13 protein-coding genes are annotated in these 11,893 nt (G+C 68.0%); 10 read left to right on the top strand and 3 right to left on the bottom strand.

What is annotated here, in order from left to right:
* Nucleotides 1–217: 217 nt before the first annotated feature.
* From VFG33_RS11905 to VFG33_RS11895, 3 genes are all read right to left on the bottom strand, one after another.
* Nucleotides 218–571: a hypothetical protein gene (locus VFG33_RS11905; protein ID WP_325025522.1), complete on the bottom strand. Its 354-nt coding sequence runs from the start codon at nt 569–571 to the stop codon at nt 218–220.
* Nucleotides 568–2,115 carry a helix-turn-helix domain-containing protein gene (locus VFG33_RS11900; RefSeq protein ID WP_325025520.1) on the bottom strand — a complete coding sequence of 516 codons (1,548 nt, stop codon included), beginning with the start codon at nt 2,113–2,115 and terminating at the stop codon, nt 568–570. Before VFG33_RS11900 ends, VFG33_RS11905 begins: the two co-directional genes overlap by 4 nt.
* Before the next feature lie 208 nt (nt 2,116–2,323).
* Nucleotides 2,324–2,671 (bottom strand): GntR family transcriptional regulator, encoded by a 348-nt coding sequence (locus VFG33_RS11895; protein ID WP_325025518.1) that lies wholly within the window; start codon nt 2,669–2,671, stop codon nt 2,324–2,326.
* A gap of 115 nt (nt 2,672–2,786) precedes the next feature.
* On the opposite strand from VFG33_RS11895, the gene VFG33_RS11890 reads away from it, so the two are divergent.
* From VFG33_RS11890 to mobF, 10 genes are all read left to right on the top strand, one after another.
* The gene (locus VFG33_RS11890; RefSeq protein ID WP_325025517.1) at nt 2,787–3,035 is read left to right on the top strand and encodes a helix-turn-helix domain-containing protein; all 249 of its coding nucleotides are present in this window, start codon (nt 2,787–2,789) and stop codon (nt 3,033–3,035) included.
* The gene (locus VFG33_RS11885; RefSeq protein WP_325025515.1) at nt 3,032–3,541 is read left to right on the top strand and encodes a hypothetical protein; all 510 of its coding nucleotides are present in this window, start codon (nt 3,032–3,034) and stop codon (nt 3,539–3,541) included. Before VFG33_RS11890 ends, VFG33_RS11885 begins: the two co-directional genes overlap by 4 nt.
* Nucleotides 3,538–5,811 (top strand): type IV secretory system conjugative DNA transfer family protein, encoded by a 2,274-nt coding sequence (locus tag VFG33_RS11880; RefSeq protein WP_325025513.1) that lies wholly within the window; start codon nt 3,538–3,540, stop codon nt 5,809–5,811. Before VFG33_RS11885 ends, VFG33_RS11880 begins: the two co-directional genes overlap by 4 nt.
* Entirely contained in the window at nt 5,808–6,302 is a 495-nt protein-coding gene (locus VFG33_RS11875; protein WP_325025511.1) for a hypothetical protein, read from the top strand. Before VFG33_RS11880 ends, VFG33_RS11875 begins: the two co-directional genes overlap by 4 nt.
* Nucleotides 6,299–6,985, top strand: a complete 687-nt coding sequence (locus tag VFG33_RS11870; RefSeq protein ID WP_325025508.1) for an RRQRL motif-containing zinc-binding protein — start codon at nt 6,299–6,301, stop codon at nt 6,983–6,985. Before VFG33_RS11875 ends, VFG33_RS11870 begins: the two co-directional genes overlap by 4 nt.
* Nucleotides 6,982–7,173, top strand: coding sequence for a hypothetical protein (locus tag VFG33_RS11865; protein WP_325025506.1), 192 nt, complete (start codon nt 6,982–6,984; stop codon nt 7,171–7,173). The genes VFG33_RS11870 and VFG33_RS11865 overlap by 4 nt, the downstream gene beginning before the upstream one ends.
* Nucleotides 7,170–7,895: a hypothetical protein gene (locus VFG33_RS11860; protein ID WP_325025504.1), complete on the top strand. Its 726-nt coding sequence runs from the start codon at nt 7,170–7,172 to the stop codon at nt 7,893–7,895. The genes VFG33_RS11865 and VFG33_RS11860 overlap by 4 nt, the downstream gene beginning before the upstream one ends.
* Nucleotides 7,892–9,352, top strand: a complete 1,461-nt coding sequence (locus VFG33_RS11855) for a DUF2637 domain-containing protein (protein WP_325025502.1) — start codon at nt 7,892–7,894, stop codon at nt 9,350–9,352. Before VFG33_RS11860 ends, VFG33_RS11855 begins: the two co-directional genes overlap by 4 nt.
* Nucleotides 9,349–9,603 carry a hypothetical protein gene (locus VFG33_RS11850; RefSeq protein WP_325025500.1) on the top strand — a complete coding sequence of 85 codons (255 nt, stop codon included), beginning with the start codon at nt 9,349–9,351 and terminating at the stop codon, nt 9,601–9,603. Before VFG33_RS11855 ends, VFG33_RS11850 begins: the two co-directional genes overlap by 4 nt.
* Nucleotides 9,597–11,893, top strand: a 2,297-nt coding sequence (mobF, locus tag VFG33_RS11845) for a MobF family relaxase (RefSeq protein WP_325025498.1), incomplete at its 3' end; no start/stop codon positions are given. The genes VFG33_RS11850 and mobF, both read left to right, overlap by 7 nt.

The following is an 11,893-nucleotide window of genomic DNA, read 5'->3' as shown; positions in this document are numbered from 1 at the left end:
ATGAACAAGAGGCCGTGGTCCGCCGGGCCCTGGACAACCTGACATACGTCATCTGGCACCCGATCTTCGGGAGACTACGACGCCATCTTCGACGCGATCACCGTTCCGTCTGATAGCAGCCGATCCGCGGTATCGGCGATGGCGAAGCATGTCGGAGCGTCAGGGCCCGCTGCGGTTTGATTCGTGCGGACGTTTGTTTCAACCTACGACCGGCGGATTAGGGCAGTGATGGCCAACGAACCGTAACGACTACCGAGTCTGTCTCGGCCTGCCAGGAGTGGTCGATGCCTGGGCCCCAAACTACGTAGTCGCCAGGCCGATTCAGGGTGGTTGTGCCCTCGGTCAGATCGAGGCGAAAGTTACCGCTGATGAGCAGGAGCAGGGTGGTCCGCTGATCGCCGGCTGTCCACTCGGGGCGCTGCTGTCCTGCGGGATGGTTGCCCCATTTGACCTCGACGTCCTTGGTTGCTCTGACGTCGTCAGCGGGTTCTATGAAGTGGCCGAGGATCCATCCGCGCTTGTCCTCGGCTTCCTCATGTACGTTCCCGCTGTGCCAGTTCGTACTGCTCATGTCAAGATCTCTCGCTCGATGGTTGGTATGTCCACTCTGTCACCGCCGATCTCGCGCAGGCGTCGAAGGCCTTGAAGCAGGGCGAAGAGTCCCTCGTTGCTCCAAGACTGATCGCGGATCAAGTCCGTTAGCAGACCGCGACTCATGCTCGAGTACTGCCGTACGCCGCTCGACTCCCAGTTCGCCTGGATGTGACCGCCGTAGCGCACCCAGAAGTCAGGATCGTCGATGACGATCAGATTTGCGAACTCAAAGTTGCCGCTGACGAGGTTCAGACCGAAGCCTGTGCACTCCATGCGCAGTCGCTCGCCATGGCCCGTGTCGAGTAGCCATCGCATGGGTTCTGACAGTCTGCTCTGATGCATGGGGTCGGCGTGCCGTTGACTACCGGTGGTGTTGTCCACGTCGTCGCGACCGAAGAGTTCCTCTTCCATTTCACGCAGCAGAGTGGCGCTCAACTGTGCATCATCCTGGTAATTGACCAGCGGTTCATGAAAGCCCTTCGGGATTACCGCGAGGCGGCCAGCAGCATTTAGGACGTTGCCCGAACGCTCCTGTATCAGCAGGAGGTAGTCCGCCTCACCGCGCCGCGAACGGCTCGCTGGCCTCGCTATTGCGCACAAGGCGAGTGCGCCGCCGGCGCAGAGTCTCCCTTGGAAGTCGAGCACAGCCGCCACGTCGGGAAGGTAGCGATCTCGCAGCGGCAGAGTCCCCGGCATCGTAGGCAGGCCGGCAGCGATTGCGTCGAGCAGCTCGCCCTCCAGCATGTCCATCGTGAGGGCGTAGTCCATGAAGGTGGTCATGCCGACGGTTCCATCGATCCGGCCGCGATCCAGGTCGATGCTCAGGAGTCGATACAACGGTGAGTCCACGACCCGCCGGCCGGAGGCCACGATCTCGACGAGATGATGCCGCACACGCTCTGCTGGTTCACTGTCCATGGGCGATCCGTCGTCGTGGGCTGTGCTGATCAGAGTGAGGCGATCTCGTTCTGGAGCTAGACCGATGCCGAGATCCAGCCAGGTCGAGCGGCACAAGATGCTTGCAACTGCTTCCGTGTCACTGCCGTAGCTGGTGCGATACATCGAATGCTCGTCGAAACCATCCTCGTAGTACGTGCTGAGGGCATCGGCGACTTCGCGTTGACTCACCCGCCCGCGGCGCCGTGCCCGGTCTTTCATCTGGACGTGGTCGAAGTTTGCGAGTTCTTCAGTTACTAGCTGCCTTGCCGTGATGTCTGGGTATCCCTGTTTCCGGTCAAGCCACTCAAGTGCGGTGGCGATGTCTCGATCGGTGTCGAGCTTGCTCGAGGCTTCGGTGCCGCCGTGCTCTACTCGCTGCGCGTCATCTGAAACGCCTGCGCGTCGTGGTCTCTCGTCGCTGAGCATTGAAAAGCGTTGCTTGGTCTGTTCCGAGGCCTGGTGCAGTGCTGTGTCGAGGATCTCTTGCATCGTCGCAGATAGCACGATTTCCGGCTTGGCTTCCCAGTTAGCGACAGTCCGGACGCTGGCGCCGAGGTGCTGTGCGAACGCCTCGATAGTCATCCGGTAGGCATGCCTGAGCGCGGAGGTCTTCTCGCCTGTCCACCTGTCCACAACGCGCACAGTGTGGCCCGCCCCCAGGTTCTCGACAGTGGGTGACTGCATGTTCGTTGCATTGCCGCTGTTCGCCGAGTGCATGTTGCCGCGAGCCTCTCCAGTATTCACTAGTTCGTATGAACACAGGGGACGTCGCGAGCCGAGTTGAGGGGCCTCACGTCGAGGCACCATCATCGGTGCGCAGGCGTTCTTCGACCAGGTCGAGTCGGTGCCTGAGCTCCTCGACGGTCTCGCGCAGTTCGGACAGATCATCGATCGGCGGACGACCATCCGCGGCGGCGACGAACACGCCGCGACCCCGTTGCGTGTACACGAGTCCTTCGTCGCGTAGCTGGTCGATGGCCTTCTGCAGAGTCATCAGAGCAACCCCCCACTCCCTGGCGAGCTCGCGTCCTGACGGCAGCTTCGTGCCGGCCGCTAACTCGCCGGACTGGATTGCAAGGCGTAATCCGGCTGCCACCTGCGCGTACGCCGGCCGGGGGTCATTGGTCTCTACCTGCATGCCCCAAAGGTAGTCGACCTAGGTAGCTAGGTCAGTTGTTCGGCGAAGTGTTGTACAACAAAGTGACCTAGGTTAACCTAGGTCAAACTAGTTAACTCTTGATAAGGAGAGCGCAATGAGTGAAGAGACAAGGCCCAGCGAGGTCGCGCGGAAGTTCCTCAGCATTGCGGCAGCCGCAGAGGTGCTCGGGCTGTCCGAGATGACCCTGTACCGGGTGATCCAGACGAACTCGTTTCCGGCAGTTCGGGTCGGCCGTCGGTTGTTCATTCCGAGCCAGGCCCTGGATGACATGGCCAACGAGGCGATCGCCAGCGGAAGAGTCGTCGACTCGGCCGAGTGGCGGCCGCCCCAGGTCGCCGGATGAGCGGCCAGTCGTCGCCGCATCACCAAAACATCAAAGACCGGCCCCGCACAGGCGCCAACCAGAACAGGGCCGGTTCTCCCATCACTCAGCAACGAGTTCGAGAGGTCTACAGCATGACTGACGGAGGGCAGGTCGGCACAGAGTGGGTGCCGCGGTTTGGGATGTTGGCGGTTCCGCGGGAGCGTGCGGAGCTGATCCGGGGGTTGTTCGAGCTGGCCGCTTTTGTGGCGGACCACCCGGAGCTGCCGGTGCCGGGCGTGCAGGCGTCGGTCTACACCGGGACCGGTGGTTGGCAGGCCGAGTGTGGGGTGGTTGACCAGGTCGCCGCCGCGCTGGGGGAATCGGCGGTGGATCGGCCGGATCGCGGGCTATATCAGGTTGAGGCGTATTTCGGCTCGGTGCGGGTCTGCAGTGTGGCGTTCACGACGCAGTCCATGGCGGAGTTTGAAGCGGTCCAGTCGTATCGCGGCAGTGTCCGGCCGATGTTGGGCGGTGGTTCGCGGTGAACCGGCGTCCGAATGCCCGCGACGGTGTGGTTGTTCCGCGGTTCACGGCGGTCATGGTGCTGCTGTTGGCGGCGGGTGTCGCAATGGTGGCGGCGGAGCGGTCGCCGCTGACGGTCGAGGTGGGATGCTGGCTGGCTGCCGGCGGGGCGGTTGGTGTTGTGACCGCCGGGCTGCTGTTCTGGCGGGTCGGCCCGGGTGGCCTGATCGCGCTTCCGTTGTGGCTGGGGTACGCCGGAGCGCTGGCCGTGCGGGTCGGAGCCCCGGCAGGTGTGGGTGGCTTGCTGATCGCGGCAGGTGTGCTGGTGGTCGTCTCCCTGCTGCTGGTGTCAGTGAACCGCTCGATCGGTTCTGGGCTCGCGCTTTCGGCGTGGCTGATCTACGCCGGGCTTTTGCTGCGAGTGATCCCCGACCGGCTCGCCGCGCACGGCTGGTGGCTCCCGATCCTTTCCGCCGGAGTCACGGCGGTTGTCGCGACTGTCGCGCGAGTGCTGTTGTCCCGGTCGAGTTCGAGGGGTCTGCTGCGCCGGTTGGGGCGCGCCGGCCGCGAGACCGACGGTCTCGCCTCGAGCTTCGATGTGTGGCGCGCAGCGTCCGCGCGGGTCCTGCGGAAGAACACCACACAGGTGCGGCCGTCGTACGCGGACAAGTCGTGGTGGCAACGCCGACGGGTCGCATTGACCGAGCTAGGCGCGAGGATCGCCCGGATCGGGCTCGTATGGCTGTGGTCGTCGATCGAGAACCACACCATCACCTTCGGTGGCCCCCGCCAGGGAAAGACCCAGCACGTCGTCAACTTCGTGCTGGACGCTCCGGGCGCGGTAATCACCACGTCCACGAAACAGGACATCCTCCGGCTGACCACGCGCCGCCGGGGCCGGAAGGGTCCGCTGTGGGTGTTCGACCCGTCCGGCCTGACCGAGGACGGTTCCACGATCGGGTTCGACCCACTCGACGGATGCACTGATGCGGCGGTCGCGATGGACCGGGCCGCCGACCTGATTGACGGTATCGGCCGGTCGAAGAGCGACGGGCAGGGCGAGCGGTGGGACGGGTTCGCCAAGCAGACGCTGCAGTCGTTGATGCACGCTGCCGCGCTGGGCGGCTACTCGATGTTCGACGTGCAGCAGTGGGTCGCTCACCCGACGGAGGAGGCCGCCCGGGACGTGCTGTACGAGCTGCGCATCGTCGGGGCGACCGCGGCCGGCATGGAGCAGGAGGCGAAGCAGTTCTTCGGCAACAACCCGAACACCCAGTCGAGCATCTCGACCTCGATCATGCCCGCGCTGAGCTGGCTGTCGGTCCCGTCAGCTGCCGCGTCGGCACTGCGGGGTGGCCCGCAGTTCGACGTGCAGCGTTTGCTGGACGAGACCGGCACCGTCTATCTGATCGGTGCCGAGGACAAGAAGACTGCCCCGCTGGTCACCGCGCTGACCGCGCACATCGCTCGCCAGGCCAGGCGGCTGGCGGCCGGGATGCCGAGGGAGCGGTTGGACCCGCCGCTGACGATGGTGCTCGACGAGGCCGCGCTGATCTGCCTGATTCCGCTCGACCAGTGGTCGGGTGACTTCGGGTCTCGCGGGATCACCATGCACATCGTGGCGCAGTCGCGCGCCCAGATGCGGCAGCGGTTCGGTGACGCCGCGACCGGTTCACTGCTGACCAACTGCAGGACCAAGGTCCTGTTTGGCGGCACGGGCGACGACGATGACCTGCGCTACTGGTCAACGCTGGCCGGGGAACGCGAAGAGCCCGCGATCACGCGGGACCGCTCGACCGGTTCGCGGTCGGTGAGCACCCGCAAGACCCCTGTTCTGACGCCGGGCCAGGTGCAGGAGCTGCGGACCGGGCAGATCCTTGTCATCAGCAACGGCATGCCACCGGCCATCACCAAAGCCCGGATGGCCTACAAGCGCTGGGACGTGCGCGCCGCGCGGTTCCACAACCGCCCCGTCATGCAGGCGACGGCCCGACTGCAGGCGGCTGTCGAGGATCGGGTCGGTGGGTGGCTGCTCGGCCAGACCGAATGGCTCCGCAGCCAGGCCACCGCCGGACTCGACCGCATCGAACGCCTGACCCGCGGTCGGCTCTCCATCCCAGCGACCCGGGGGCTCGGGTCGGCGCTGGCCTGGCTGGACTCGAACGACCCGGCGCGCGAGGTGATCGCCCGAGTTCGCTTGATCGGCGCCATGCGTCGGGCACGCGCGGCGTTGGGCGTACGGACCGATCGCGCCGCCCGCAAGGCCGATCGCCCGACTGGTGGTGCGCGATGACTTGGCCGACACAGCGCGCCCGCCGGCGCGTACAACGCAACCTGCAGAGCCAGCTGGCAAACGCGGCCTACCTCCTGCAGGCCTACCTCGACCTGACCAAGGACCGGACCGGCGATGTCACGGACGAGCTGATCTTGCTCGGCGACGAGGATCAGCCGTACCGGCTACCGCAGATGGCTCTGGACTTCATGGCCAAGGTCGCCGGGCTGATCCCCGGTGTCCGGGTCACGCTGACTGACTGGGACCGCTACGCCTACGGCACGGCCCCGAAGCTTCCCGGGACGGTTCGTGAGGTGACGTTCACCGCCGACCGGGACCAGGTCGTAGTTGTCGATCTGGACGACCAGGCCGAGGCCGACCGGTGGAACGCGCGCGACTTCGCTTGGCCGTCGCCCTGCGGCCGTGCCGTGACTGTCTTGTTCCCATGGATCAGGCCGGATGGTTCCGCTGTGGTATTCGCGCCGGGCGAGACGATCGAGATCGCGCGATGACCGGGTCGAGCGCGCAGTGGATCGAGTTGTGGGACGGCCGCCGGTGGCCGGGCCGTGTCCGCAACGGCCTGCCCGAGTTCGGGTTCGGGCAGGCACCGGCCGGACTCTCTACTCGCGGGCAGCTGCGCGAGCGCGGATTGTGCCGAGGTGGGCAGGAGCCGTTCGCCCGGCTGACGTGGAAGAAGGATCAGCGGTTCGCGTGGCTGTACGTGGATGCGCACGCGAAGCCGAAGCGGACCGCGACCGAGGCTCAGCTCGCGGCGGTCGAGAAGGCTCTCGCAGCGCGGAAGGTGTGCGCCGAGTGCGGCCCGGTGGACCACTTCGTGCGCACGACCGACCAGCTGTGCGGCAACTGCCACGCCGACGGCGTCACGCCCACCGCGGGCGGCACCAGCACCTGGCAGACCTTGCACGACTGGCAGAGCGAAGCATGGGACGCCGCCCAGCAGGACGCACGGAGCGACGAGCCGGTGGGGCGAAATGAGGCTTCGGCGGCGATCGACCGGACCGCCGAAGCCGTCGCCCGCGCGACCACACACAACGACCACGAACGTGCGGCGCAGCAGGCCGAGCGGGACGAGCAACTCGCCCGCTGGCATGCCGACGACAACGACGCGAACGACAACGTCGCGGCCGACGACTCCAGTGCCGCCGCGATCGAGTGGGAGGTAGGTGCGGCATGAGCACGTCGATTGAGGCCGGCGGCAACGAGCTGCGAGCGAAGTGGAAGTGCGAGGACTTCGCCGAGATCTGGGGTCTGGAGGCGCGGCCGGCCTACGACGCCGAGGGTCACCCCACCGGGTGGGTCGCGCGCGACCCGGCCGCGCTGGAGGACTGGTTCGCCGAGCACTACGAGGAGGACGAGCAGTGAAGCACAACGACCACCAAGACCCCGGCGTCGCCGCCCAGCAGGCTGTGGCCGGACTCGCCCGCACGGTCGAGACGGTGTCGCGCGACGTGGCCGCGTTGAAGGGCGGTATGCGCAACGCCGCCAGCGCGGGCGAGGTGGCGCGGCTCGCGACGATCGTGTCCGAGCTGGGCGACCTGATGACCCATGCCCCCGCCAAGCGCGGCGGCACCGCGGGGGAGGGCAAGGACAAGCCGGAACCGATCCGGTCGTGGCTGACGCTCGCTGAGGACGAGACCGCCGTGCAGGCGGTCCTGAGCGAGTTGCTGCCGTGGCTGCAGACGGTGTTCCTCCGCTACAGCGACGCCCGCGACGGGGTGCCGCCGTGCTGGCTGTGGCACCCGGAGATCGTCGAGGAACTGCTGTGGCTGATGGACGCCTGGACCGCCGCCTACCAGGGCCCGGAGGCCTCGAACAAGCTCGTCGGCGACTGGCATGACCGGCAACGTCCGGGTGTGACGCGCCGGGTCGCGGCCTACGCGCCGGGCTGTGACGCCCTCGCGCACCGCGACCCCGCCGACCAGGTCGCCGTCACCGTCCCGCTCGCGATCGACGCCGACCCGTTTGTCACCTGGTGGGCCACGAACCGCGACCACAACGGCCCCGCCCCGACCAAGGAGCAGGTCAAGGCGGGCCGCCGCGGCGGCCTTGCCGCCGTCTCCGACACCGCTGGAGGACACCGATGACCACGCTCTCTGTCGTCCCCGACTGGCTGCCAACCGGCACCGCGCTGACCGGCCCGATGGTCGCGGCCGGCGTGGCAGGACTCGTCTTGTTCGGCGCCCTCGCGGTTGGTGTGATCTTGCTGGTCCGCCGGACCGTCCGCGCCTTCGCGCGATCGGTGGAGCGGGGCGGCTGGACCGGTCGCCGGGTCCTGATCGTGGTGGCGATCCTCGCCGCGCTCGGTGTCGCCGGGATCGGCGGCGCCCGCTCCTTCGGCGCTGTGTCGGCGAAGTTCAACAGCCCGCTCGTGCCGTTGGTTGCCGACGGCATGATCATCGCCTGCACCGCGCTACGCCTCGCCGCCCTGACCAGGGGCTGGCGCATCCCCGGGGCTCTGCTGACGACGTACGTATTCATCGGCGGCACCGTGTGGCTGAACATCGACACCGCCACCGGAATCGCCGACGCCATCGCGCACGCACTCGCGCCGCTGGCCTACGCGGTGCTGGTCGAGATGCTCGCGCACATGCTGCGCCTGCAGATGAAGCTCGCCCAGCCGACCCGCGCCAAGCTCAGCGTCTTGACGTGGTTCACCTCGCCGGTGATCACCACCCGGGTCTGGTTGCACCTGGCAAGGACCGGCACGGATGACCCGGTCGCGGCCCGGGCCCTGGTACAGCAGGTCGTCCGGATGGCGTCGCGGCTGGAATCGATCTGCCCGAGCCGCAAAACGTGGCCGCTGGACTCCGCCCGCGCGGCCAGGACCGCCGCGTTGCAGACGATCCGCGACGGCCTGCTGTCGGCCGGCGAGCTGGCAACGTTGCTGCCGACCGCCGGGCGACTGACCCCGGGCGAGTTGCTTGCGCTGGTCGACTCGGCAGCGCTCGGCCTCACCAGCCCTACGGCGGCCGAGCCTGAAACCCGGCAGCCGCAGCCTGCCGGACTGCCGGGGTGGGTGGTTGGCTTCGCTCTCGGTGCACTGCGCGGTGCACCAGTGCAAGAGAGCGGCCGCACCGATTCGCCCGCTCCGGTGCGCTCTACCGGTGCAGTGCAGGGCTCTGCTCCGGTGCAACAGCCGCTCCGCACCGGCAGCGCTCCGGAGCAGAGCGCGCCATCGATGGACGCCACCACCAAGACCGCTCCGACCGGCGGCCGAGCACGCCGCCCCGATGACGACGACCTGGCCGAACTGCTCCGGGTATCGGCGGCCAAGCACGGCGGAGCGCCGCTCAGTCAGCGCGAGATCACCCGCGTCCTCGACTGCGGTTTCGGGGTAGCCCGTCGCCTCGCCGAGAAGCTCGGCTGGCTCGCCCCTACCGCCGACGACTCCGCCCCCCGCGCCGTCGCGGACGCCATACCCGAGGCCACCGAGATCCGAGGCCAACTCCAGCTGATCACCGAGCCCGGCGAAAACCCCACTGAGGACCAGGCCGAAGAGACCAGCACAGACCGCGAATTCGAAACCAGCAGCACGCGATGAACAACCCGATCAACACCCCAGCCACGACCCCGCAGCAAGTCACCAACGCGACCGAAGGAACCACCAACCAAGTGACGATCCAGCAGAACCCAGCAGCCAACCCGAAGACCAAGAACATCGATACACACCTATGCATCACGATCAAGTGGAGCCTCGACTCCGATTGTCATCGGTCGGCTGACGGCCCGCCGGTGGCGGCCGTGGCCGCTGTCGCGGCGGACGGGCCGGGGGCCGGTGGTGTCTCGTGCTGAGCGTCCGCAGTGGTCACAGCGCCGGCTATCTGACCGGCGCCGTGGCAGCCGGGCGGGAGAACTACTACACCGGCGCGGTCACGGCCGGTGAGCCGCCGGGCCGCTGGTCGGGCCGAGGCGCGGAGGCGCTTGGCCTGACCGGTGAGGTCGAGGGCCAGGACATGGCCGCGCTGTACGAGCGGTTCATCGACCCGCGCGCAGACGGGTTTGGTGACCCGGCGCGGTGGGACGAGGCCGAGACGCTCGGCCACACCGGCCGGGCGTACGCGACCGAGGAGCAGATCCTGGCGGCTGCACTGGCCAGGGAGCCCGGTGCGGATTCGGAGCGCCGCGAGCAGCTGCGCATCGAGGCGGGCAAGAAGGTCCGCAAGAACGTCGCCTTCTACGATGCGACGTTCTCTGTGCAGAAGTCGGTGACGGTGCTCCACACCGCCTTCGAGGCCCAGGAGGTGCAGGCCCTCGGTGCAGCCGAGGCGGCCCGCGGTGCACTGCAGCAGGCGGAACGCACCGGTGAACGCGCAGCGGTGCACCGCTACACCGAGGCGGTGCACCGGGCCGAGACCGAGGCTGCGTCGTGGGGCCGGTACCGCCAAGCGGTCGAGGATGCGATCTGGGCCGGGAACCAGGCCGCACTCGGTTATCTGTCCGACAAGGCCGGATACACCCGGATCGGGCATCACGGCGGCGCTGCCGGTCGGTGGGCCGATGCGCACGATTGGACGATCGCGTCGTTCTTCCAGCACGACTCCCGCGACCACGACCCGCAGCTGCACATCCACAACGCGATCCTCAATCGGGTCGAAGGGCCCGACGGGGACTGGCTGACCGTCGACGGGGAGGCGCTGCACCGCTATCAGCCGGCCGCGGGCGCGGTCGGTGAGCGGGTGATGGAACAGCACCTGACGAAGGCGCTCGGGGTCCGGTTCACGATGCGCCCCGACGGCAAGGCCCGGGAGGTCGTCGGGATCGACCAGCCCGTGATGGATCTGTTCTCGTCGCGTCGCAAGGCGATCACGAAGAAGACCCACCGTCTGGTTGTGGAGTTCGAGCAGCAGTTCGGGCGGCAGCCGAACAGCCTGGAACTTGTCCGGCTGCAGCAGACAGCGACGCTGGCGACCCGCAATGCGAAGTCGCATGACGGGGAGACCGTCGCCGAGCGGCTGGAGCGGTGGGATGCGCAGTTGCGGGCCGAGGTCCGCGGGGGACTCGGCAAGGTCGCAGGCGATGTGCTGGCCACGACCGGTCAACAGCAGACCGCGGCGCCGGTCAACGAGCAAAGCGTTCTCGAGCAGGCGCTGGCCGAGGTGCAGAGCAAGCAGGCCGAGTGGGAGGCCGCCGACCTGACTCGCGAGATCAACAGCGCGCTGCCTGACGATCTGGGCGACCTGACGCCGGAGCAGATCGTGGAACTCCTCGACGGGTTGACCGCGCGGGGTCTTGAGCAGGCAACGGTCCTGGCCGCCCAGCGACCGGGCGAAGTCGAGCTGCCGACCGAGCTGAGGCTGGCCGACGGGTCCTCGTCGTACCGGGCGCCCGGCGGGACCCGGTACGCGACACCGGATCACTTGAACGCCGAACGGCAGCTGGCCCGGGCCGGGTACGCCCGGGGTGCCGTGCTGATGCAGCCGCACCTGGCGGAGTCGTTCTGCCAGGAGCTGACCAAGGCCGGGCTCAGGCTCGGTGCCGACCAGGACACTGCGGTGCGGGCCATTCTCACCTCCGGCGCGAAGGTCGAGACCCTGATCGGTCCGGCCGGGACCGGCAAGTCCCGGGTCGTCGGCGCCCTCGCGAAAGCGTGGGAGGACCCCGAGCTGTGGGGCGGTGTCCGCCGCCGCATGGTCGGCCTGGCCGCGTCGCAGGTCGCGACCGAGGTGCTGGCCGCCGACGGGGTCACTGCCCGCAACATCACCCGGTGGCTGATGACTCAGCAGCACATCGCCGACGGGTCCGCGACTCGCGAGGAGCTCGCCTGGCAGCTGCGTAACGGCGACCTGGTCGTCGTGGACGAGTCCGCGATGGCCTCCACCGGTGACCTGGCTGCGATCAACCGGGTGTGCGACGCCGCCGGGGCGAAGTTGCTGCTGGTCGGCGACCACCGCCAGCTCGCCGCGGTCGGCGCGGCCGGAGGGATGGAACTGGTTGCCTCCGGCGCCCACACCCACGAGCTGACCGAGACCCGCCGCTTCCAGCAGGACTGGGAAGGTCCGGCGTCACTGCGGCTACGCGCCGGCGATGAGTCGGCACTGGCCGAGTACCACAAGCAGGGCCGCATCCTCGACGGCGGCACCAT

The organism is Kribbella sp. (assembly GCF_035687465.1).
Taxonomy (GTDB): Bacteria; Actinomycetota; Actinomycetes; order Propionibacteriales; family Kribbellaceae; genus Kribbella.
The sequence above is the reverse complement of the archived record's forward strand: the minus strand, read 5'-3'. Positions and strand labels throughout refer to the sequence as shown.

Coding starts and splice junctions, on each gene's coding strand:
- VFG33_RS11905 (WP_325025522.1), bottom strand. CDS start 571: ATGAGCAGTACGAACTGGCACAGCGGGAACGTACATGAGGAAGCCGAG.
- VFG33_RS11900 (WP_325025520.1), bottom strand. CDS start 2,115: ATGACTATCGAGGCGTTCGCACAGCACCTCGGCGCCAGCGTCCGGACT.
- VFG33_RS11895 (WP_325025518.1), bottom strand. CDS start 2,671: ATGCAGGTAGAGACCAATGACCCCCGGCCGGCGTACGCGCAGGTGGCA.
- VFG33_RS11890 (WP_325025517.1), top strand. CDS start 2,787: ATGAGTGAAGAGACAAGGCCCAGCGAGGTCGCGCGGAAGTTCCTCAGC.
- VFG33_RS11885 (WP_325025515.1), top strand. CDS start 3,032: ATGAGCGGCCAGTCGTCGCCGCATCACCAAAACATCAAAGACCGGCCC.
- VFG33_RS11875 (WP_325025511.1), top strand. CDS start 5,808: ATGACTTGGCCGACACAGCGCGCCCGCCGGCGCGTACAACGCAACCTG.
- VFG33_RS11870 (WP_325025508.1), top strand. CDS start 6,299: ATGACCGGGTCGAGCGCGCAGTGGATCGAGTTGTGGGACGGCCGCCGG.
- VFG33_RS11865 (WP_325025506.1), top strand. CDS start 6,982: ATGAGCACGTCGATTGAGGCCGGCGGCAACGAGCTGCGAGCGAAGTGG.
- VFG33_RS11855 (WP_325025502.1), top strand. CDS start 7,892: ATGACCACGCTCTCTGTCGTCCCCGACTGGCTGCCAACCGGCACCGCG.
- VFG33_RS11850 (WP_325025500.1), top strand. CDS start 9,349: ATGAACAACCCGATCAACACCCCAGCCACGACCCCGCAGCAAGTCACC.